The organism is Chryseobacterium contaminans (assembly GCF_001684955.1).
In the GTDB taxonomy this organism is placed as follows: domain Bacteria; phylum Bacteroidota; class Bacteroidia; order Flavobacteriales; family Weeksellaceae; genus Chryseobacterium; species Chryseobacterium contaminans.
Genome location: NZ_MAYF01000318.1, coordinates 1 through 21,608 on the forward strand (window position 1 = coordinate 1; position 21,608 = coordinate 21,608).

The following is a 21,608-nucleotide window of genomic DNA, read 5'->3' on the forward strand; positions in this document are numbered from 1 at the left end:
CATTCTTACCCGAAGGCTCTCCGGTTCAAGAATAGTAGCATAATCTGCAAACGTGATTACCCAGCGAGGAAATCCATCGTTGATCCATTCTGTTTCAAAAGTCAGCTCCATCCCATGATCGGTTTCTATTTCTTCAACCAGGCCATAGTATTTTTTAGAATTAACAAGATGTGCCATTATTTTTTTATCTACCAAAAGTTTGGCTTTAACTTTATTTCCTTGTGACTTTCTGTAATCATTAATCTGTCCGTATTCCTGCAAAAAAGGAGTCTGCGTTTTGAAAATCTGCAAAATTCGGTCTACTCTAAACTGTCTGAAATCTTTTCTCAGTGTACAGTAGGCCATGATATACCAGAAATTGAATTCAAAGAAAATCCCAACGGCTTCAATGGTTCTGTTGGTTACTCTTGAATCTACTGTTTGATATTCAATATTCAGCTGTGTTTTCTCAGCAATACTCTCCAGAATAATAGGAATTACATTCTTTAATGAGTCTTCCTCTTTCTGCTGACTATGGAAATTAAAAACATCAATCTGCTTTTCAATATTCTGGATCAGATTTTTATCTGAATACCTCAACACAGAACGAACCTTTTCCATCGCCGTCTGATAATGACCTCCCAAACTCTGATGAGAGAACTTCTGCATCAGCTTTTCGGCAGTAATAAAACTCAGAACCTCTTCTTTAGTAAACATCACCGGTGGCAGCTTATAGCCATCCATCAACGAATAGCCATTCCCGGCTTCCCCTATGATTGGAATACCTGCATTTTCCAGCGTTTTTACATCCCGGTAAATGGTTCTTACACTCACATCAAATTTTTCAGCCAGATCCTGAGCCCTTACTACAGGTTTAGACTGCAGCTGAGTAAGAATGGCCGTTACGCGGTCGAGTTTTTTTAAATAATGATCATTCATATTGCTATAGCAAAGCTAAAATTCTTTTTTGAAGTACAGTTTATAAATGTAGAAGGTTTTTCATTAATTTTAATTTTCACAAAACAAATCAGTTTTATGCATCACTCCCGTTTTATTCAAGCTATTGAAAAAATTTTGATCCCGGAAGAATCTGTAATGAAAGAACTATTGACCCACCTGGAATCTAAAACTTACAGAAAGGGAGATTTTTTATTAAAAGCAGATGAAACCTGCAAATATTTTTATTTTATTGAAAAAGGGTTAGTTAAACTGTTTTTTGACAATGGGGATAAAGATTTTATTATGACCTTTTTTGCTGAAAATGCTTTTTTTGCTGAGCTGAGCGGCTTTCTTACGGGTAAGCCGTCAAAATATATGATTGTAGCCTTAGAGCACACTGAAGTTCTTCGTATTCATAGAGACATTATTATGGAATTATGCAAAAAGTATCACACTGCCGAAACTCTTTTCAGTAAGCTCTATTCAAAAGCCCCTGTCAATATGATGGGAAGAATTAGTGAGATGTTAGAAGACGACGGGAAAAAACGATATTATAATTTCATGAAACAGAATCCAGGGCTTATCCAGCGTATCAGTCTTGGTGATCTTGCTGACTATATTGGAATCACTCAGGTTTCTTTAAGCCGAATCAGGGCACAAAGACTTTAAAAGGATGCTGGAAGAAGGAAGTTATAAAGACTGAATATATCATCTACCTAATAGTAACTTCTACCCTCCAGATTCAAAAATCTTTCTATATATTATTTATCATTTGTAAAAAAAAACTGAAATATTCTCTTCTACATTTGTCACATAATTAATCAAAAAAAACAAATATTATGTCACAAAAAATCAATGCATTCGCAATCGGAAGCAAAGCTGTAAATGCACTTAATAACATGGGAGTTCAGGTACAGAACTCTTCATTGGACAATCAATTTTTAGAACTGCTTTATTTTCGGGTTTCTCAAATGAACGGATGTGCTTTTTGCCTGGATATGCATTCTAAAGAACTCAGAGCAAAAGGTGAAACGGAACAAAGAATATATCTGGTAAGTGCATGGCGGGAATGTTCATTTTATACAGATAAAGAAAAAGCCGGGTTACTTTGGGCTGAAAGCTTAACAGCTTTAAACGGCAAGGAAATCCCTGATGCTATTTATTCTCATGTAAGTCATCATTTTTCTGAAACTGAAATGGTAGATTTAACGATGGCAATCATTACAATTAATAGCTACAACAGAATAAATATTGCTTTCGGAGCAAATGTCGGAGCTTATCAGGTTCCTGAAAAAGTACATTAAATAATGTTTATGAGATAAAAAAACTCAGCTTAATGAGCTGAGGTTTTTTATTTTAATTTTCTTTAAAAGTATTCACCAGTTTATCGAGATTTAAACTTCGTGCTGAGGCATCAAAAATTTCATGGTAGGTACCTTCCTTGTTGTAAAGCTCATCATGAGTACCATTCTCTACCACTCTTCCTTTCTTCATCACATAGATCGTATCCGAATCCAGGATCTGAGATAATGAATGGGAAATAATGATAACAGTTCTGCCCTCTTTGATGGCATCCAGAGAATTTTTGATCTGTTCTGTGGCAATGGCATCCAGACTTGCTGTAGGTTCATCCAGGAATATGATTGGTGGATTTTTCAGAAACAGTCTTGCAATGGCAATTCTTTGTTGTTGTCCTCCTGAAAGCTGAGTAGCATCATGCTGATAGCCGGTAGGAAGATCCATGATCTGATCGTGAAGATATGCTTTTTTAGCAGCTTCCTGAATTTCCTCAAAGCTGGCATTCATATCACCATATCGAATATTGTCTTCAATGCTTCCCTGAAAAATATGGTTTTTCTGAAGAACCAATCCAAGATCGCTTCTCAGAAATGTATTATCATATTCATTTAAATTCACTCCGTCCAGCAGAATTTCTCCGGAATCCGGCAGATAAAACTTGCACAGAAGGTTAATGATTGTTGATTTTCCGGCTCCGCTTAACCCTACCAATGCAGTTGTTTTCCCATTTTCAATTTTCATGGAAACATCATGTAAAGCCTGTGTCCCGTTTGGATAAGTAAAGTTTATATTTTTAAGCTCAAAAGTTCCTTTGATTTTCTTCTCCACGAAATTTCCGTTCGGTTCTGTTTCATTATCGGCATTAAGAATATCAAAATACCCTTCTGCATAGATCATAGCATCATTCATATCATCATAAATCCTGTGCAACTGACGGATGGGTGCTGAAACGTTGTTGAACAGCATAATATGAAGCATAATCGCTCCAATGGTCATCTGCTGATCAAGTACAAGATATACTGTAAGAAGAATAATCAGTACCACTCCAAACTGTTCAATGAAAGTCTTTAATCCATCATAAATAAAGTTAGTCCTTCTTGTGAACATCTGGCTTTCCATCAGCTGCATCTGGAGATCATACTGTTTTTTGCCTTCAAATTTTTCACGGACAAAACTTTTAATCACCATAATAGAATTCACCAGATTCAAAAGACCTGAAGTTTTCTTCTCTCGCTGGTTTCTGAGCTGCCGGCGAACTCCGCTTAATTTTTTTGCCTGTAGAGAGCTTATGTAAAAATAGATCGGAACAATAATCGTAGAAACCAATCCTACATACACATTCTGCATATACATAATGATGAGTGCAATGATGGCATTGGAAAAAAGAGGAAGAATATCAATGAAAAAATTCTGGACAAGTTTTGTTAAGCTTTCAATTCCGCGGTCAATCCTTATCTGTAATTTTCCGGATTCATGGTTTTCATCGTTAAAGTAAGCTACGCGGTAGGTTAAGATTTTATCAATGGCAGACTGGGCCAGCACAGAACTTACATTGATCCTGATTTTTTCCCCATAAAATTTCTGCCCAAAGTTGATAAAAATATTCAGCAATTCTTTTCCCAATAAAATAATGGAAATGATGATAAGGATATGAATGCCCTCTGTCATAGGATGCGGAAGATGAGTAAGTTTCGTAACCTCATCTACGGTATATTTAAGGACAATCGGGTTCACCTGTGCTGCCAATGCTCCAAGAAAAGTAAGAAACAGTGTTCCATAAATCATTAATCGGTAAGGTCTTATAAATGGAACAAGCTGTTGATAAATCCCGAATAAAGTAACTGTTCTGTTGAAGGGTTTTGCCATAGGAATTATTTAAACTGAAAAACGTACCGTTTCGAAAAGAAAAGGTACGTCTTTATTATTATTTTTAACTATTAATTGTTTAAATTTTATCCTTCATACATATACGTTGTAAGATAATGAAGCTCCGGCTGGCTTACTTTTTTAGAATCAGCCTCTGCCTGTTCCAGAGAATATTGTGAATTAATTTCCTTTTTCTGGAAAACAAATGAATTATTTGCATTTTTATCCACTACTTCGTTAAAGATATGCTCAATCTCTGAATTGGCTAATGAAGCAAAACTGATATCTTCAAAACCATACATCAATCTAAGATCATCATATTCTTTGAAGTTTTCATCTACAAACCCTTGAAGCTGAGCTTTTGAATCAAAGTTACCCGCCCAGATATTGTAGGCATATTTTTTCTTCTTTGGTTTATCTAAAATGCTTTGATATACGAAGTTTTCTCCAAGATAAGCTTCTCTTACCTGTGGATCATTCGCTAAGTCTTCCGGAAGACCTTCTTTAAGGATCTTTCCTTCAAACATAATATACGTTTTGTTGGTAATGGCAAGGGTCTGCTGCACGTTGTGATCGGTAATCAGAATCCCGATATTTTTATCTACAAGACTTCTTACGATCTTTTGAATATCTTCTACTGCAATAGGGTCTACCCCCGCAAAAGGTTCATCCAGAAGGATAAAGTTTGGACTTGTAGCTAGACAGCGGGCAATCTCAGTTCTACGCCTCTCTCCTCCGGAAAGAAGGTCTCCCCTGTTTTTACGAACATGCTGTAAAGAAAACTCCTCGATCAGTTCATCACATTTGATCTGCTGTTCACGTTTGGAAAGTTTTGTAAGCTGCAATACCCCCATGATGTTTTCCTCTACAGACAGTTTTCTGAAAACGGAAGCTTCCTGCGCCAGATATCCGATTCCTTTTTGGGCTCTTCGGTACATGGCATCCGTAGTAATCTCCTGTTTATCCAGAAAGATTTTCCCTGAGGTAGGCTTAACCAACCCTACGATCATATAAAACGATGTAGTTTTTCCTGCTCCGTTGGGACCAAGCAAACCAACAATTTCTCCCTGCTGAACCTGTACAGAAACGCCTTTTACAACTTTTTTAGGACCGTATTCTTTGATTAAGTTTTCTCCGCGTAAAATCATAGGGCAAATATATCAAAAATATCAACTCAGTTGATATCAAGATAAGCTTTGTTTATCCAAAACTCTAAACCTATTCACGCTATGATTATGTAACTTTTACTGATTTTAAACTACTTATTCCAAAAAATATCAATCAATTACAAATACTAAGAAATGGAAAATTACGGTTACACAAAGAATGATAATACAGGAAACCAACAACAGACGAATATTCCTTACCGTTCAGAAAAAAAACTTCCTGCAGCTCTATTGGGGATTCTTGTAGGCTGGCTGGCTTTAAATAAGTTTTATCTTGGGTATACTAAAGAAGGAATTATCCAATTGGTACTGAACATAGTTACCTGTGGTGTTGCTTCTATTATTCCTTTTATTGAAGGTATCATTTATCTTTGTATGGATGACAGACAGTTTGATGACACTTATGTTCATGGAAGAAAACCTTGGTTATAATTAAATATCAAAACTATGTGATATATTTTATTAAATTAGAGTAACTAATTAATAAAAATATTCACCATGAAAAAATTAACAAAAAAAGATTTAAAACAAATCAAAGGAGGTTATTATTATACCTATCCTGATAAAAATGGAAACTGCTTTCCGGGATGGTATCTATGTCCAGCAAAAATTTGTCTTCTAGACCATCCCGACAATCCAATACGTCCTGAAGATCCTTTTTGTCAAAGAACTTAATAAAAATCACTTCCAAGTAAGTCATAAAAAGCGGCCTCAGTGAGACCGCTTTTTTATTTTTTCAAATTAATCAGTATAAATTTTAATTGATTTTTTTTAATCATCTTTACTCCCCATACACAATGAAGTGTTTTGTTTTCTTAATGATTCTTTTCTTTTTCATTATTTCAACTGTAAATGTACTCTTGTAAAAACTATCTTTTAAAAGGGTAAACCTTTTTTCATCTACAGCAAATACATTAGCATTAAGTTTGTACAGGTCAGTTTTCCATGTCGGATATTCTACATCCATTTCCCAGGATGCCCTGTTTATATATTTTCCGTTGATAACGTCTAGAAGAGGAGATCCTGGTAGAAAAATAATATTCGGATACTCTTTTTCTAAATTTTTTGCTTCTATAATGTATTCATATTCTTTTTCAGACATTAATAATCCGGAAACAGCAGGAATATCTTTTGTTAATACATGGCGGGAAGATAATATACTCTCAGAAAAATAAGGATATTTCAATCTTAACAGGAAAAATGCACTTAATGAAATTAACCATAACCCCAAAAAGAAACGATTTTTATCCTCCAGAAACTTAATCATCAGAATGAATACAAAGAAGGTAGGAATATTGGCTCCCCATGATATTGTAGAGGCCCAACCTAAAAATAATAAAAAGAATACTTCTCTCTCATCTGGAGAATATTTAAAAAACAGGATAATTAAAAATAAAAATAAGGTGTTAATCCCCACATACATTCCATTATTCAATAACGGATAAAGAATAAGAACAGGGAACAGGATTAATACAATATATTCAAAGATTTCCTTCTTAATCTTAACGAAATAAATAGCAACTAAACAACCGAGCAGAAGTGCAGACTGCCATTTGCTTTTGAACAAATAGGGAGCAATACTGCTATCATAAAAACTTGATGCTATTGAAGTATTAAAAACAAAATTCCAGAATGAAACAAAATTTTCGATAATGTGATACTGAAAAACAGCAAAAATCAGTAATAAAAGTGAGGCTCCGGATAGGACAACATCCTTTTTATTCAATGTTCGATTGATAAACAGATCTTTACATACAAAAAGAAATACGCCAAAACTGAAAACAAAAAAAGACTGTTTGGTGAGTGCTGTTATTCCTAAAAAAACCAATGTACTCAACAGCCATTTTCTCTTATAAAAATAAAGTGAGACTGCTCCGAAAAATATACCGTCTACAGTATGCCATGGCATAATGGGAAATGTCTGTATAAAACAAATCACGAAAAGAAAACTGATCTCATATCTGATTTTATTAAAAAGTAGTTTTTGAAAAATCAGCGTAGTGGCGAAACATTGGATAACAAATAATACCCTGCATATCAGAATAAAATATGCTGAAGTAGAAGGAATCCATTTAAGCAGACAATCCCAAAATATCAAGGTAAAAAAAGGACGGATATAATCAAAATCCTTATACATTTCCTGTCCTTGCTGTAACCTTCCTATCATGGAAGGAATAAACCCCTGGTCAAATTGATCTACACTATAAACACATATAAAGCAAAGATATATTACAGACAAAATTACCAATACATATTGCAAAGGTTTTCTATAATACTCTTTAAAAGTGATATTCATTGACTTTAAAATATTTAATCCGGAAACACAAAAAGAGATTAAAATCCAGATTGAAAAAGTATTTATTTTGTATTGTTTTCAGTCTAAAATTCAAAAGAAACTGATAAAAATCCCTCATATTGAGTGTTAAAACCCTATGCAATGATAATAAAATTTAATAATAGAGTCAATAGCTGTTTCAAAAAGCCAGTAATAAGCAGTAACAATAAACATTTCAAAAACTCTTATTTACCAATCATAAAAAAATAGACTGCCTTAATGACAGTCTATATATAAATGTATTTGAAGTTCTTTTATTTATTCAAAATCATTGCCGCTTCTTTAGCAAAATAAGTGAAGATCATATCTGCACCTGCCCTTTTGAAACATGTAAGATTTTCAATAATGGTTTTATCATTATCCAGCCAACCGTTCTGAACTGCTGCTTTCACCATTGCATATTCTCCACTTACGTTATAAACAGCAATCGGAAGATCAATCGCTTCTCGTACTTTGGAAACGATGTCCAGATAAGGAAGTCCCGGTTTAATCATAATAATATCCGCTCCTTCATCAATATCTTTAAATACTTCGTTCAACGCTTCACGAGAGTTGTGGAAGTCCATCTGATATGTTTTTTTATCTTTCGGAATTTCAACATTTTCTTTTGGAGCACTGTCTAAAGCACTTCTGAAAGGTCCGTAGAAAGAACTCGCATATTTTGCAGCGTAGCTTACGATACCCACATCTGTAAATCCGCTTTGTTCCAATGCTTCACGAATTACCTGTACTCTGCCATCCATCATATCGCTTGGTGCCACAAGGTCTGCCCCTGCTTCGGCATGAGATACTGACATTTTAGCCAATGCCTCATTGGTAGCATCATTTAAGATTTTTCCGTTTTCGATAATCCCGTCATGCCCATAAATGGAATAAGGATCTAAAGCAACATCCGGCATTACCACCATCCCCGGAACAGCATCTTTAATTGCTTTGATGGTATTCTGCATCAATCCGTTTTTGTTCCAAGCTTCTTTTCCTGTATTATCTTTCAGGTTTTCAGATACCTTCATGTACAAATTGACAGCTTTTACGCCTAAAGAAAATAATTCCTTACATTCTTTTACTGTTAAATCTATGCTTCGCCTGAAAATTCCCGGCATCGACGGGATCGGTTCCTGCATGTTTTCGCCCTCCATTACGAAGATCGGCATTACAAAATCATCAGTTGTAAGCACATTTTCTCTTACCAAACTTCTGATAGATTCATTAACTCTAAGTCTTCTATTTCTTGAATGTATCATTTTGGAATACTTTTTGAATAAGTTTCTACAAATTTACTATAAGTTATACAAAAAACTATTGTATAAAATTGTAGATTTTTTTATATTTGTTATATATATTCGAGAAATTATAAGTTTGATGAAAAAATTTTTACTTTTATTTTTATTTGTAGGCACTTTTGTTGGATTTTCCAACAATTTACAAGCTCAGCTTAGAGAGCCGGGTTCCATCGCTCAGAAAGCAGATGATGGGGTTTTGCTTGCCTATCCAAATCCTGCAAAGGATTTCCTTATTATTAAGGCAAAAGATTCTTCTTTAAGAATCAAAAGTGTGACCTTTTATTCTATTTTGGGTATGCAGGTTGCCAATTATACAGTCAATATGAATTCCGGAGAGATTAATATTGAAAAATTAAAACCCGGAAAATATCTGATCCGTTATATTTTGAGCGACAACACACAAAAAGTTACTCAAATCGTGAAACAATAAATTAAGATCCTGATAATCATCAGGATTTTTTCTTTTATACCAATCTCGTTTAATATTTCCGTAACTTTAAGCACTTTTTTCTACTAATTGTAAAAAAATAACTTAATGCTAAAAGCTGAACATATTAAAAAGACCTATAATGCCGGAAAAAAGGTCGCACTGGATGATTTCAGCATCCATGTTCCTAAAGGAAGTATCTACGGACTTTTAGGGCCCAACGGGGCCGGAAAAACCTCATTCATCCGTATCATTAACCAAATTACCCAGGCTGACTCCGGAGAGATCCTAATTAATGGACAAAAGCTGAATCCAAGCCATATTAAAGACATCGGTTATATGCCTGAAGAAAGAGGGTTATATAAAAATATGAGTGTTGGCGATCAGATCCTGTATTTTGGGGAACTGAAAGGAATGAGTAAAAATGATGCCCTGAATGAAGCAAAAAAATGGTTTGAAAAACTGAATATTGATCAATGGTGGAAGAAAAAACTTTCTGAACTATCTAAAGGGATGGCCCAAAAGATACAGTTTGTAGTAACCGTACTTCACAGGCCTCATCTTTTAATCCTTGATGAACCTTTCTCAGGTTTCGATCCTGTAAATGCTAACCTAATCAAAGACCAGATCATTGATCTTAAAAACAACGGAACCACCATCATTCTTTCTACCCACAGAATGGAAAGTGTAGAAGAAATGTGTGATTATGTGGCATTGATTAACAACTCCAAGAAGATTATTGATGGTAGGGTTTTCGATGTAAGGGAAAAATTTAAGAAAAATATTTTTGGAATTACCCTTTCTGAAGTAAACAACGAACAGCTGGAAAGCTTCAGAAATAAATATGAGATCTTCAACTTCTCCAATGAAAACAGCCTGGTTTCTTTTGACCTGAAAAATGAAGCAGATCAGAATAACATCCTTCTTGATCTTGTGCATGTAGGAAAAGTAAGATCATTTGACGAAAGAATCCCTAGTATGAATGAGGTATTTATTAATGCCGTAAGTAACCATTCTTAATTTTATGAAAAATATTTTTTTAATTACAAAGAGGGAGTTTCTTACACAGGTTAAGAAAAAATCCTTTATCATATTGACTTTATTGGCCCCTGTTATGATTATTGCTTTTGGTGCAGTGATCGGATTAATGTTTAAAGCCAATGAATCACACAGTATTATTGAGGTTGTAGACAAGAGTGGATTATTCACTAACCAACTTCAATCCAATGATAAGCTGAATTATGTATTTGTTTCTGCAGCGGATGAAAAGTCTAAAATCAATAATTTAAAAGGAAATGAATCCCTGGACGGAATCCTAATTTTACCTGAATTAAAAGGCCAGAATTACGAAGAACTTGAAACAGGAGCAAGATTGGTTATCAACAGTAAAATGGGGTTTGATACCAAGCAAAAAATCATTTCTGATATTACCAATGTTGTTAAAAAGGAAAAAATAAAACAATTAGGCATTCAGGAAACCCAACTGAATGATCTTGATAAGAGTTTCAGTCTGAAAACAATTAATGTAGCAGATAACAACAAGGAAGATTCTGACCTTACTTTTGGCGTTAAATCTGGACTTAGCATGGTTTTGATGTATGTTACCTTCATGTTCATCATTATTTATGGAGTAAGGGTAATGCGAAGTGTTCTTGAGGAAAAAAACAACCGTGTTGTGGAGATCATTATTTCTTCGGTAAAACCTTTTGAACTGATGATGGGTAAAATTCTTGGGGTGACAATGGTTGCACTTACCCAGTTTCTGATCTGGATCACCATGTCTGTGATTGGAGCCTTGGTTTTAAACACAGGATTTTCTCCCCTTCAACAGAATGTTCCGGGTGCTAACGAGCAAATTGCAAGTAAACTGGATATGACACAGCTTGCGACCCAGATTTCCCATAGTTTATTGGAACTGAATTTCCCACTGATTATTTTTGTATTCATTGTTTTCTTTCTTTTAGGATATATTTTCTACAGCTCTATTTATGCCGCTATTGGTTCTGCAGTAGATAATGAAACGGAAACCCAGCAGTTCACTTTATTTGCAATCTTACCATTAACTCTGGGAATGTATGGAAGCTTCTCATTAATGAATAACCCTGACGGTCCAATGGGCTTCTGGTTATCTATTATTCCATTCACTTCACCGGTGGCCATGATTGCCAGAATACCATTCGGAGTTCCGGCATGGCAGATTGCTTTATCTATAGTACTGTTACTGGCAACAACTGTCTTTATGATATTTCTTGCCGGAAAAATTTACCGTGTGGGAATTTTGATGTACGGAAATAAAGCTACTTTAAAAGAGCTTTGGAAGTGGATTAAAGGCTAGTTCAAAAAGCTAAAAATAAAACTTAAAAAGGGCAAATTTGCAGATCTGTGAATTTGCTCTTTTTCTTTTTATAAAATCATTTCTTCTCAATTACTGAGTATAGAGAGATATTTAAATTTGACGCAAAGTTTTAGCATCCTTATGTATACATTTTAAGGAAGCAAAGATGGAATCAATTGCATTGATTCTTTTTAAGCGGAAGAATAATCTCATAGTTTCATCATTGGTTTATCACAATTCTTAGTACTATGAAGATATACCAATAATAATCTTCCGGCATTTTTAAATCGAAAAAAATCCCGGAAATTACTTTCCGGGATTTTATATGGATATTCTGAATAAAATAATTTATTTGAATATATAGCTTAAGGTAAGAGCTATTACCTGTTCAGACTTTTTCTTATCAGTCCCTTTGACTTCTTTTTTAAGGCCAGGATAAGTATCTCCAAGACCTAAGTCATATTTTACAGCTATTTCAAGTTGTCTTTTATAGCTATATCCTACTCCTAAACCTATTCCCCAGTTAAAGCTGTTTGCTTTTCCATTCACCCCTGAAGGCTGTGAAGGATCAGTAACATCCGGATCATAGTAAGGTCTTTTTGCAGGAACATCCTTAACATTTTGGCTTAGCAAAAAGTTAAATCTAGGTCCCAATAATCCAAAGAATTCAGATTCTGCTTCCGAAAAGTACCCTTTAAAATAAAGTGGTACGCTTAGATAGTTATTAGCATATACTGCGTTATAACCATCAACATTCTTGGCATCACTATCTTTACCTGTCTCTCCTGCACCATAGTATAGAACTTCTGGCTGGATAAAAAACTGGTTTGCCTTTCCTACGGGAATTAAAGCCAAAGCTCCACCCTGAAAGGTGTATCTTGGGCCTGAAGGATTATGGGCATTAGATACTCTGGAATAGTTTAATCCTGCTGTAACCCCGAATCTTGTATTCTTCCACTGCACTTGTGCAAAGGATAAAGCAGAAAGGGCTAAAGCTGAGGTTAATAAAAGTTTTTTCATATTGTTTGGTTTTATATTATCCTAGAACTTTCGCTACAGTAGCACCGATATCAGCAGGAGAATCAACAACGTTGATACCATTCTCTCTCATGATCTCCATTTTTGCCTGAGCAGTATCTTCTGCACCACCTACGATGGCACCAGCGTGTCCCATTGTTCTTCCTTTTGGAGCTGTTTGTCCAGCGATAAATCCTACAACCGGCTTAGTAGATCCACTAGCTTTGTACCATCTGGCAGCCTCAGCTTCTAATCCACCACCAATTTCACCAATCATTACAACCGCTTCAGTTTCAGGATCGTTAATGAATAATTCCAAAGCTTCTCTTGTAGTAGTTCCGATAATTGGGTCACCACCGATACCGATAGCTGTAGAAATACCGTAACCTGCTCTTACTACCTGATCAGCAGCTTCGTAAGTAAGGGTACCTGATTTTGAAACGATACCTACTTTACCTTTTTTGAAAACGAAACCTGGCATAATACCAATTTTAGCTTCTTCAGAAGTAATGATTCCAGGGCAGTTTGGTCCGATTAATCTGCAGTCTCTGTCAGCGATATAAGATTTTACTTTTACCATATCAGCTACAGGAATACCTTCAGTAATACATACAATTACTTTGATCCCTGCTTCAGCAGCTTCCATGATAGCGTCTGCTGCAAATGCCGGTGGTACGAAAATAATACTTACGTTTGCTCCTGCTTTTTCAACAGCGTCAGCTACTGTGTTGAATACCGGCTTTCCTAGGTGCTCGCTTCCTCCTTTTCCTGGAGTAACACCACCTACTACGTTAGTTCCGTATTCAATCATCTGGCTAGCATGGAAAGTACCTTCGTTCCCTGTAAATCCTTGTACAATTACTTTAGAATCTTTGTTTACTAAAATTGACATTTTATTGTTGTTTTAATTTATTTATTATTTTATTAATGCTCACAAATTTACTCAAATTTCTTTGATTTTAGACAAAACCTTTGGAATTGTTTATTTGAGATTTCTCAGTTTTACTTCTTTTTTCAGGTAAGTCTTGAAATCTTCAGCAAACATTCCGATATAGGTTCCTTTTTCAAGGTCTCTGTTCACTCCGGTTTTTCCCAAAAGTACGGATCCGCTCTCAATTGTATTTCCGGAAGCAATACCCACCTGTCCCCATAAGGTTACTTCATCTCCAATCACGCAGCAACCGGCAATTCCAACCTGAGAGGCTATTAAACATCTCTTTCCGATGATTGTATCATGTCCTATCTGAATCTGATTATCCAGAACAGAACCTTCTCCAATCACTGTAGAATCTGTAACTCCCCTGTCAATAGTACATCCATTTCCTATTTCCACATTATTTTCAATCACTACATTTCCTACAGAAATCAGGCGGTCAAAATTCCCGTTTAGTTTTCTGTAATAGAAAGCATCCCCTCCTAATACGGTATTGGATTGAATGATTACATTATCACCGATGACGGTTCTGTCACCAATCACTACATTTGGGAAAATTAAAGTATTTTTTCCAATTTTCACATTATTCCCGATTACTGCAGAGGAGTGGATTTTTGTGCCCTCTCCAATTTCAACATCGTGAAGTTGTTCTGTAAAATTGTAAATTCTTGTAAAGTGAGTATTGATCTTATTAAAGTCTCTGAAAGGGTCATCAGAAACCAAGAGTGCCTTGCCTTCTGGGCAATCTACTTCTTTATCAATCAAAATAATGGTAGCAGCAGAATTTAGTGCCTTATCATAATATTTGGGATGGTTCACAAAAACGATATCACCAGGTTTTACCATATGAATTTCATTGGTTCCCAATACTTCAAAATCTTCCGGGCCAACAAATTTTGAGCCTATCAAATCTGCAATCGTTTTAAGCTTTTGCGGAGAATGGAATCTCATAACAATAGATTTTCTTATAAAACAAAATTCGGACTGCTAATGCAAACCGAATTTATGTAAATTTTATTTATTCTTTTACTCTTTCTAAGTAGCTACCGTCTTCAGTACTTACTTTAATTCTGTCTCCCGGTTCAATGAACAAAGGAACCATTACTCTTGCTCCTGTTTCAACGATTGCGTTTTTAAGAGCGTTGGTTGCAGTATTTCCTTTTACACCCGGATCAGCTTCAATAACATCCAGATATACAGATTGTGGAAGTTCAGCAGAAAGTGGAGTTTCATCAGCTTCTTTTAAAATGATGGTTACTTCTTCACCAGCTTTCATAAACTGAGCGTTTTCAATCATTTCTTTATTAATATATAACTGAGAAAAATCTTCGTTATTCATGAAGTGGAATCCGTTTTCATCATCATAAAGATACTGGAACTTTCTAGTGATTACTTTTACTTCATCAATTTTGTGTCCTGCAGAAAAAGTGTTATCAATTACTTTCCCGTTAGTTACTGACTTTAATTTTGTTCTTACGAAAGCAGGTCCTTTTCCTGGTTTTACGTGAAGGAACTCAATTACTTTATAAATATCATTGCTATACTCGATGCAAAGCCCTTTTTTGATATCGTTACTTGTTGCCATTAAATATATATATTATCTTTTTACTTAGTTTTTAGTTGCTTTCTTTACTTGTTCCGTATCCTTTCACAATACCTCTTGGAGAGTTTTGGATAAACTGAAGAATTTCATCTCTTTCAGCAGTAGGCAACATTTCTTTTTCGATGTAAGTTAACGCCTGGGAAACGTTCATTTTCATCTGGAAAATAGCTCTGTAGATCTTTTGAATTTCGAAAATCTTTTCATTGGAAAAACCTCTTCTTCTTAAACCAACAGAATTAATTCCTGCATAGGAAATTGGATCTCTTGCTACTTTAACATAAGGTGGAATATCTTTTCTGATTAATGATCCTCCTGATATCATCGTATGTTTTCCAATTTTACCAAACTGCTGTACTGCCGATAAACCTCCCATTACGGTAAAGTCACCGATTTCTACATGCCCTGCAATACCACATCCATTGGCGATAATCACATTATCACCTATAATGCAGTCATGAGCAACATGGGAAGTGGCCATGATAAGGCAGTTGCTTCCTACTTTTGTATATCCTAACGCCTTTGTTCCTCTATTTACTGTTACACATTCTCTTAGTGTTGTATTGTCTCCAATAATAGTCTGTGTATCTTCGCCATCGAACTTTAAGTCCTGAGGAATTGCAGAAATTACAGTACCGGGAAAAATCTTACAATCTTTTCCAATTCTGGCTCCATCCATGATGGTAACATTGGGACCAATCCATGTTCCTTCTCCTATTTCTACGTCCCCTGCAATTGTAGTAAAAGGTTCTACAACTACATTTTTGCTGATTTTCGCACGTTTATCTACGGCTGCTAATTGATGAATCATTTAATCAACTTTATTTTTTGCAACTTGAGCCATAAGCTCTGCTTCTACTGCCACTGTATCTCCAACATATCCGTATCCCTGCATGTGTACAATACCTCTTCTGATAGGCTCTATCAATTCAATTTTGAAGATAAGGGTATCTCCCGGAATTACTTTTCTCTTGAATTTTACTTTATCAATCTTGATAAAATAAGTAGAATAGTTTTCAGGATCCGGAACGCTTGCCAATACAAGAATACCTCCTGTTTGAGCTAATGCTTCCACCTGAAGAACTCCCGGCATTACAGGCTCTTTCGGAAAATGCCCTACGAAGAAAGGCTCGTTCATTGTTACATTCTTCAATCCTACCACGTGAGAATCTGAAAGTTCAAGAACTTTATCAATTAATAAGAACGGAGGTCTGTGAGGCATAAGCTTCATAATTCCGTTGATATCAAATACCGGTTCTTTTGTTAAATCAAAATCCGGAACGTTTTTCTTTTTCTGCAATTTCCACTGACGATTTAATTTTTTCGCAAACTGAGTATTTACGAAATGTCCTGGTTTGTTGGCAATAACTTTACCTTTAATTTTCACTCCTGCCAACGCTAAATCACCAATTACATCAAGTAATTTATGTCTTGCAGCTTCGTTAGGGTAATTAAGGTTAAGATTGTCCAGAATACCGTTTGGTCTGATGGATACGTTATCCTTTCCAAAGGCTTTTTTCAATTTTTCTGTAGTTTCCGGAGTAAGATCCTTGTCTACATAAACGATCGCGTTGGAGATATCTCCTCCTTTGATCAATCCGTGATCTAAAAGCATCTCCAATTCATGTAAGAAGCTGAATGTTCTTGCAGAAGAGATTTCGTCTTTAAATTCGGAAATATTTTTAAGGGTAGCATTTTGGGTTCCTAATACTTTAGTTCCAAAATCTACCATAGTAGTTACTTCGTAAGTATCTGAAGGAATAATGGTGATTTCTGAACCTGTAGCCGGATCACTGTAGGTAAGAACTTCTTTCACTACCAGATATTCTCTGGCAACATTCTGGTCTACTACTCCTACACTTTCGATAGCTTCTACAAAATATTTTGAAGATCCATCTAAAATAGGAGGCTCGGAAGCGTCCATTTCCAATATTGCATTGTCAATATCACAACCTACCAAAGCTGCTAAAAGGTGCTCACAGGTAGTGATTTTTACGCCAAGCTTTTCTAATGTTGTACCTCTTTCTGTTGCTACTACATAATTAACATCAGCTTCAACCTGAGGATGTCCCTCTAAATCGGTTCTTACAAATACAAATCCCGTATTTTCCTTTGCGGGTTTGATGGTAAGTTTTACTTCTTTACCAGTATGAAGGCCTATTCCAGAAAGTGTTACCTCTTCCTGAAGCGTTTTTTGCATATCACTCATTAGTATTATCTTTTGAGTTATTCTCAAGATTATTTATTCTGTTGACTATTCCAGGTAAATTTCTGAAATGAACATAGCTTCTTAAATAGTCATTGTAGCTGATTGCCGGTGAACCATATAAGGTCTCTCTATCGTTAACACTAGAATTCACACCACTCTGAGCCTGAATTTTAACCTGGTTTCCGATTTTGATATGTCCTACAACTCCTACCTGGCCTCCAATTTGATTCCAGTCTCCGATAGTAGTAGATCCTGCAATTCCTGCTTGTGCTGCAATGACATTATTCTGACCAATTTTCACATTGTGTGCAATCTGGATCAGATTATCAATTTTTGTTCCTTTTCCTATAATGGTAGAACCAATGGTTGCTCTGTCTATACTACAGTTTGAACCAATTTCTACATCATCTTCAATGATTACGTTTCCAAGCTGCGGAATCTTTTTGAATCCTTCAGCTGTAGGCTGAAAGCCAAAACCATCGCCTCCTACCACTGTATTAGAATGAATAACACAATTATCTCCAATGATACAGTAATCGTAAATTCTGGCTCCACTGTCTATTTTACAGTTTTTACCAATTTTTACTCCTTTACCAATATATACATGTGGATAAATTTGTGACCCTTCACCGATCTTAGCTTTTTCAGAAACATAGGTAAATGCTCCTATATAAACTTGATCACCTATCACAGCTGAATCATGGATGGACGATCCATCTTCTATACCTTCTTTTCGTCCTCTCATCTCCTGATATAAGTTCATCAGGATCTGAAAAGATAAATAGGCATCTTTTACTACAATTAAGGTTGGGTTATAACTATTTTTATTCAGAAGTTTTTCCGAAACAATGATTACGGAGCATTTTGAGGTATCTAAAAAATGAGAAAACCGATCTTGTGCTATAAAAGAAAGATGTCCTGATTCCCCATTTTCAATTGGAGAAACCCCTGTAATAAGTGCATTCTCATCACCTATTATTTTTCCGTCAATAAAACTTGCAATTTGCGAAGCTGTGAATTCCATATTCTGCAAAGATAAGAAATTCTATAATTTGCAAACATTTTTTGGTTTCAGATCGTAAATTTTAATATTATTTAAGAATCTAAACGGGAAATATCTCTTGGAAACATAAGGATATATCGAGTTGTTTTATTGACCATCAACCCCGATAAAAGCTGATCTTCCGACTCATGAAGCTTCATTCTCTTACCATTTTTCTGCAATAAATAAATCGGTTGCTTTTCCGTATCGTAAGGTAAAAGCTTTCTTTTAATTTCATGAACCAATTCTTTTCCGTTATCAATTCCAAAAAATTCATTGGTAATTTTTATTTTTTCTTCAACAATCTTCTGGTCAAAAGGATGTGATGAAATAATAGTCTTCGGAAGGTTTCTCTGAATAACACTTTTACACCAATACGACAGCACAAAATCATTAGAATTCTGCCATTCTTTCATAGCCTGGATCACGTCATTATCATCTAACTTGGTGAATCTTTCTATATCTTCATCCGTTGCAGTACTCTTTCCACGGTATAGAAAATATTTCAGATTTTCCGTTGCCGGAAGTTCAATCCCCTGAGAGATAAGATATTTTGCCCTTTCTAAAATCTTTACCAACAGAAATTCTGCCAATGCAGATGTTTTATGATAATATACCTGCCAGTACATGAACATTCTGGCCGTTAAAAAGTTTTCTATAGAGTAAATTCCTTTTGCATCAATTACCAGTTCACCTTCTTCACATACATTCATCATGGAAATAATTCTCTGGGTGTTAATATTTCCTTCCGATACTCCTGTAAAAAAGCTGTCTCTTTTCAAATAATCCAACCTATCAACATCCAACTGGGATGAGATCAGCTGATTAAAGAACTTTCTATGGTATTTTCCCTGGAACATTTCAATGGCCATGGATAACTGACCGTTAAATTCTTCGTTCAGCTTATTCATCAGCAATAAAGAAAGCTTTTCGTGATGCCAGTCGTCCATCAGCATATTTTCCAGAGCATGAGAAAATGGTCCGTGCCCTATATCATGCATTAAAATAGCCAACATTGCGCCTTTTTCCTCTTCTTCGGAAATCTTAACCCCTTTCTGCTTTAAAGTTTCCAAAGCTGTAAACATCAGGTGCATGGCTCCCAAGGCATGATGAAACCTGGTATGGGTTGCCCCGGGAAAAATCAGATTCAAGAGACCTGTTTGCCCGATCCTTCTTAATCTTTGAAAATAAGGATGTTCAATAATATCAAATAAAATTTCATGAGGAATTTTGATAAATCCATGAACAGGATCGTTGATAATTTTAAGCTTATTCTGCATTGGAACGTCTATATGAGTAAACAAAGTTAGGGATTTTAATTTTGAGAGAGGATTAAATTAGTATTAAAAGGCTGGACGCTGGAAGAGAGTGGATGGAAGTTTATTATGTATAAAAATAATCAAGCCTTTTATTAATTTTTAATAATAAATCCAAAGTAATTCCCAGTTACCCGCCACAAATAATTCATCAAAAAACCTTTGCAGTTCTTGTATTAATCACTTATCTTTGAGAAAAACCCAATTCTTTTTGATGAGAAAATATTCTCTTTTTATTTTTCTATTCTTAAGTCTGCATCTTTCCGCACAGATCTTATCTGAAAATCAAAAACTGGAATCCCTGTGCAGAGTTTGGGGATTTTTAAAATATTATCATCCTGAGGTAGCCAAAGGCAATCTGAATTGGGATCAGCAATTGTTCAAAAAGATCAATGAGCTAGACAGGATCAATGATAAAACAGCATTGAATAATTTATATTCTAATTGGATTGCAAGCCTTGGTAAAGTTAATGAATGTTCAGAATGTTCACAGGAAACCGATAAAACTTACTTTCTGAAAAACTTTGATCTGAGTTGGATAGACAATTCTGACATCTTTACTCCATCCTTTTCTCAAAAACTTCATTACATTGAAAACAACAGGAATATTATCAACCATCATTATATAGGAAAAGGAGGAAGAAAAATATTTTTCAGGAATGAAAGCTCTTATGGACCAACTTTCACTTCCAAACAGATCAGCTTATTAGAATTATTCCGATATTGGAATTACGTAGAGTATTTTTTCCCTTATAAATATGAAACGGATCAAAACTGGAATGATGTTCTTACGGAAATGCTTCCCAAATTTCTCAATATTAATAATGATAAAGATTACCAGCTGACTTTAGCTGAACTGGTAGCAAAAACTGATGATTCACACGCCTTCATTTCCTCACCGCTAATTAGTCTTCATTTGTATGGAAACAGAAAGCTTCCTGTAGAATATTCTTATGCAGAAGGAAAGTTGGTCATTACAAAGATTCATGACAACCGGTTTCATGAGAAAACACCATTCAATATTGGTGATGTTATTTATGATGTGAACGGAAAAACAATTCCGCAAACGGTTAACAGCCTTGGAAAATATGTTCCTGCTTCTAACTCGTGGGGAAAAGTGAATAAGATAAAAAGTAAACTTCTTTTCAGTAATAATGATTCGCTTTCTGTTAAGTTAGAAAGAAACGGACAGAATATGGAGGTAACTGCTAAAACTTATTTTGTGAAGGATATTATTGTAAAGAAATCACCCATACCTCAAAGATGGAAATTTCTGGATGCAGAAAAGAAAATAGGTTATGTTAATATGGGAATCCTTGCTAAAGATGAGGTAAATGAAATGTACAGAAATCTGAAGTTCTCGGAATCTATCATTTTTGATCTTAGAAATTACCCCAAGCTTACCATCATCCCTTTAAGTGAATTACTGCTTCCACAGGCTACTGTTTATTATCAGTTTAATTTCCCGGAAACCACCTATCCCGGAAAATTTTATAGCAGGAAGAACAATATTGGCAGAAAAAATCCCGATTACTATAAAGGAAATGTCATCGTGTTGGTAGACGAGAACACCCAAAGTCAGGCGGAAACTACCACCATGATGTTTAAACAACACCCAAAGTCCAAAATAATTGGCAGCAATACTTCCGGAGCTAACGGAGATATTATCAGGTTTAAAATTGCAGACTTAGATACTTGCTTTACTGGCCTTGGGGCTTATTATCCGGATGGAAGGGAAACCCAAAGAATCGGAATCATTCCGGATATCCTTATAAAACCTACTGTAGAAGGAATAAAAAATGAAAAAGATGAAGTTTTGGAAAGGGCCTTGATGTATATAAAAAATAAGAATTGAAACCTA

20 protein-coding genes and 1 pseudogene are annotated in these 21,608 nt (G+C 35.2%); 8 read left to right on the plus strand and 13 right to left on the minus strand.

Going from position 1 to position 21,608, the window contains the following annotated elements:
- Positions 1-918, minus strand: a 918-nt coding sequence (locus tag BBH99_RS16670; RefSeq protein WP_066698231.1) for a helix-turn-helix transcriptional regulator, incomplete at its 3' end; no start/stop codon positions are given.
- On the opposite strand from BBH99_RS16670, the gene BBH99_RS16675 reads away from it, so the two are divergent.
- A complete protein-coding gene (locus BBH99_RS16675; RefSeq protein ID WP_066698233.1) occupies positions 907-1,587 on the plus strand; it encodes a Crp/Fnr family transcriptional regulator in 681 nt (226 codons plus the stop codon). The genes BBH99_RS16670 and BBH99_RS16675 overlap by 12 nt on opposite strands.
- Before the next feature lie 170 nt (positions 1,588-1,757).
- Positions 1,758-2,222, plus strand: a complete 465-nt coding sequence (locus BBH99_RS16680; RefSeq protein WP_066698235.1) for a carboxymuconolactone decarboxylase family protein — start codon at positions 1,758-1,760, stop codon at positions 2,220-2,222.
- 52 nt (positions 2,223-2,274) lie between these two features.
- On the opposite strand, the gene BBH99_RS16685 is transcribed toward BBH99_RS16680, so the two are convergent.
- On the minus strand, positions 2,275-4,002 hold the full coding sequence (locus tag BBH99_RS16685) for an ABC transporter ATP-binding protein (RefSeq protein WP_066698287.1): 1,728 nt from the start codon (positions 4,000-4,002) through the stop codon (positions 2,275-2,277).
- Positions 4,003-4,505: 503 nt separating this feature from the next.
- A pseudogene (lptB, locus tag BBH99_RS16690) lies at positions 4,506-5,231 on the minus strand (LPS export ABC transporter ATP-binding protein); the annotation flags it as partial.
- 153 nt (positions 5,232-5,384) lie between these two features.
- On the opposite strand from lptB, the gene BBH99_RS16695 reads away from it, so the two are divergent.
- Positions 5,385-5,681 carry a TM2 domain-containing protein gene (locus BBH99_RS16695; RefSeq protein WP_066698237.1) on the plus strand — a complete coding sequence of 99 codons (297 nt, stop codon included), beginning with the start codon at positions 5,385-5,387 and terminating at the stop codon, positions 5,679-5,681.
- A gap of 66 nt (positions 5,682-5,747) precedes the next feature.
- Positions 5,748-5,924 carry a bacteriocin gene (locus BBH99_RS22145; RefSeq protein ID WP_123873203.1) on the plus strand — a complete coding sequence of 59 codons (177 nt, stop codon included), beginning with the start codon at positions 5,748-5,750 and terminating at the stop codon, positions 5,922-5,924.
- A 106-nt stretch (positions 5,925-6,030) separates the two neighbouring features.
- On the opposite strand, the gene BBH99_RS16700 is transcribed toward BBH99_RS22145, so the two are convergent.
- Both BBH99_RS16700 and hemB read right to left on the minus strand, forming a co-directional pair.
- Complete coding sequence (locus BBH99_RS16700) at positions 6,031-7,545, minus strand: hypothetical protein (protein ID WP_066698238.1); 1,515 nt, start codon at positions 7,543-7,545, stop codon at positions 6,031-6,033.
- Positions 7,546-7,838: 293 nt separating this feature from the next.
- Positions 7,839-8,828: a porphobilinogen synthase gene (gene hemB / locus BBH99_RS16705; protein WP_066698240.1), complete on the minus strand. Its 990-nt coding sequence runs from the start codon at positions 8,826-8,828 to the stop codon at positions 7,839-7,841.
- Positions 8,829-8,946: 118 nt separating this feature from the next.
- Here hemB and BBH99_RS16710 point away from each other — a divergent pair, with 118 nt between their 5' ends.
- The 3 genes from BBH99_RS16710 to BBH99_RS16720 all read left to right on the plus strand — a co-directional run bounded on the left by BBH99_RS16710 (position 8,947) and on the right by BBH99_RS16720 (position 11,629).
- Positions 8,947-9,297, plus strand: coding sequence for a T9SS type A sorting domain-containing protein (locus BBH99_RS16710; RefSeq protein ID WP_066698243.1), 351 nt, complete (start codon positions 8,947-8,949; stop codon positions 9,295-9,297).
- Positions 9,298-9,402: 105 nt separating this feature from the next.
- Positions 9,403-10,314 (plus strand): ABC transporter ATP-binding protein, encoded by a 912-nt coding sequence (locus BBH99_RS16715; RefSeq protein WP_066698246.1) that lies wholly within the window; start codon positions 9,403-9,405, stop codon positions 10,312-10,314.
- 4 nt (positions 10,315-10,318) lie between these two features.
- Entirely contained in the window at positions 10,319-11,629 is a 1,311-nt protein-coding gene (locus tag BBH99_RS16720; protein ID WP_066698248.1) for an ABC transporter permease, read from the plus strand.
- A 348-nt stretch (positions 11,630-11,977) separates the two neighbouring features.
- Here the strand turns inward: BBH99_RS16720 and BBH99_RS16725 are convergent, their stop codons facing one another.
- From BBH99_RS16725 to BBH99_RS16760, 8 genes are all read right to left on the minus strand, one after another.
- Entirely contained in the window at positions 11,978-12,649 is a 672-nt protein-coding gene (locus BBH99_RS16725) for a porin family protein (protein WP_066698250.1), read from the minus strand.
- 16 nt (positions 12,650-12,665) lie between these two features.
- Entirely contained in the window at positions 12,666-13,538 is an 873-nt protein-coding gene (sucD, locus tag BBH99_RS16730; RefSeq protein WP_066698256.1) for a succinate--CoA ligase subunit alpha, read from the minus strand.
- A 90-nt stretch (positions 13,539-13,628) separates the two neighbouring features.
- Positions 13,629-14,531 (minus strand): UDP-3-O-(3-hydroxymyristoyl)glucosamine N-acyltransferase, encoded by a 903-nt coding sequence (locus BBH99_RS16735; protein WP_066698261.1) that lies wholly within the window; start codon positions 14,529-14,531, stop codon positions 13,629-13,631.
- A gap of 67 nt (positions 14,532-14,598) precedes the next feature.
- Positions 14,599-15,165 carry an elongation factor P gene (gene efp, locus BBH99_RS16740; protein ID WP_065398948.1) on the minus strand — a complete coding sequence of 189 codons (567 nt, stop codon included), beginning with the start codon at positions 15,163-15,165 and terminating at the stop codon, positions 14,599-14,601.
- A gap of 31 nt (positions 15,166-15,196) precedes the next feature.
- Complete coding sequence (gene lpxA / locus BBH99_RS16745) at positions 15,197-15,991, minus strand: acyl-ACP--UDP-N-acetylglucosamine O-acyltransferase (RefSeq protein ID WP_066698273.1); 795 nt, start codon at positions 15,989-15,991, stop codon at positions 15,197-15,199.
- The gene (locus BBH99_RS16750) at positions 15,992-17,389 is read right to left on the minus strand and encodes a bifunctional UDP-3-O-[3-hydroxymyristoyl] N-acetylglucosamine deacetylase/3-hydroxyacyl-ACP dehydratase (protein WP_066698276.1); all 1,398 of its coding nucleotides are present in this window, start codon (positions 17,387-17,389) and stop codon (positions 15,992-15,994) included. It lies immediately after the preceding gene.
- Positions 17,382-18,413, minus strand: a complete 1,032-nt coding sequence (lpxD, locus tag BBH99_RS16755) for a UDP-3-O-(3-hydroxymyristoyl)glucosamine N-acyltransferase (RefSeq protein WP_066698279.1) — start codon at positions 18,411-18,413, stop codon at positions 17,382-17,384. Before lpxD ends, BBH99_RS16750 begins: the two co-directional genes overlap by 8 nt.
- Before the next feature lie 71 nt (positions 18,414-18,484).
- Positions 18,485-19,711 carry an HD domain-containing protein gene (locus BBH99_RS16760; RefSeq protein ID WP_066698281.1) on the minus strand — a complete coding sequence of 409 codons (1,227 nt, stop codon included), beginning with the start codon at positions 19,709-19,711 and terminating at the stop codon, positions 18,485-18,487.
- Positions 19,712-19,961: 250 nt separating this feature from the next.
- Between BBH99_RS16760 and BBH99_RS16765 the strand changes: the two genes are divergently transcribed.
- Positions 19,962-21,602, plus strand: a complete 1,641-nt coding sequence (locus tag BBH99_RS16765; RefSeq protein WP_066698283.1) for a S41 family peptidase — start codon at positions 19,962-19,964, stop codon at positions 21,600-21,602.
- The last annotated feature ends 6 nt before the right edge of the window (positions 21,603-21,608 follow it).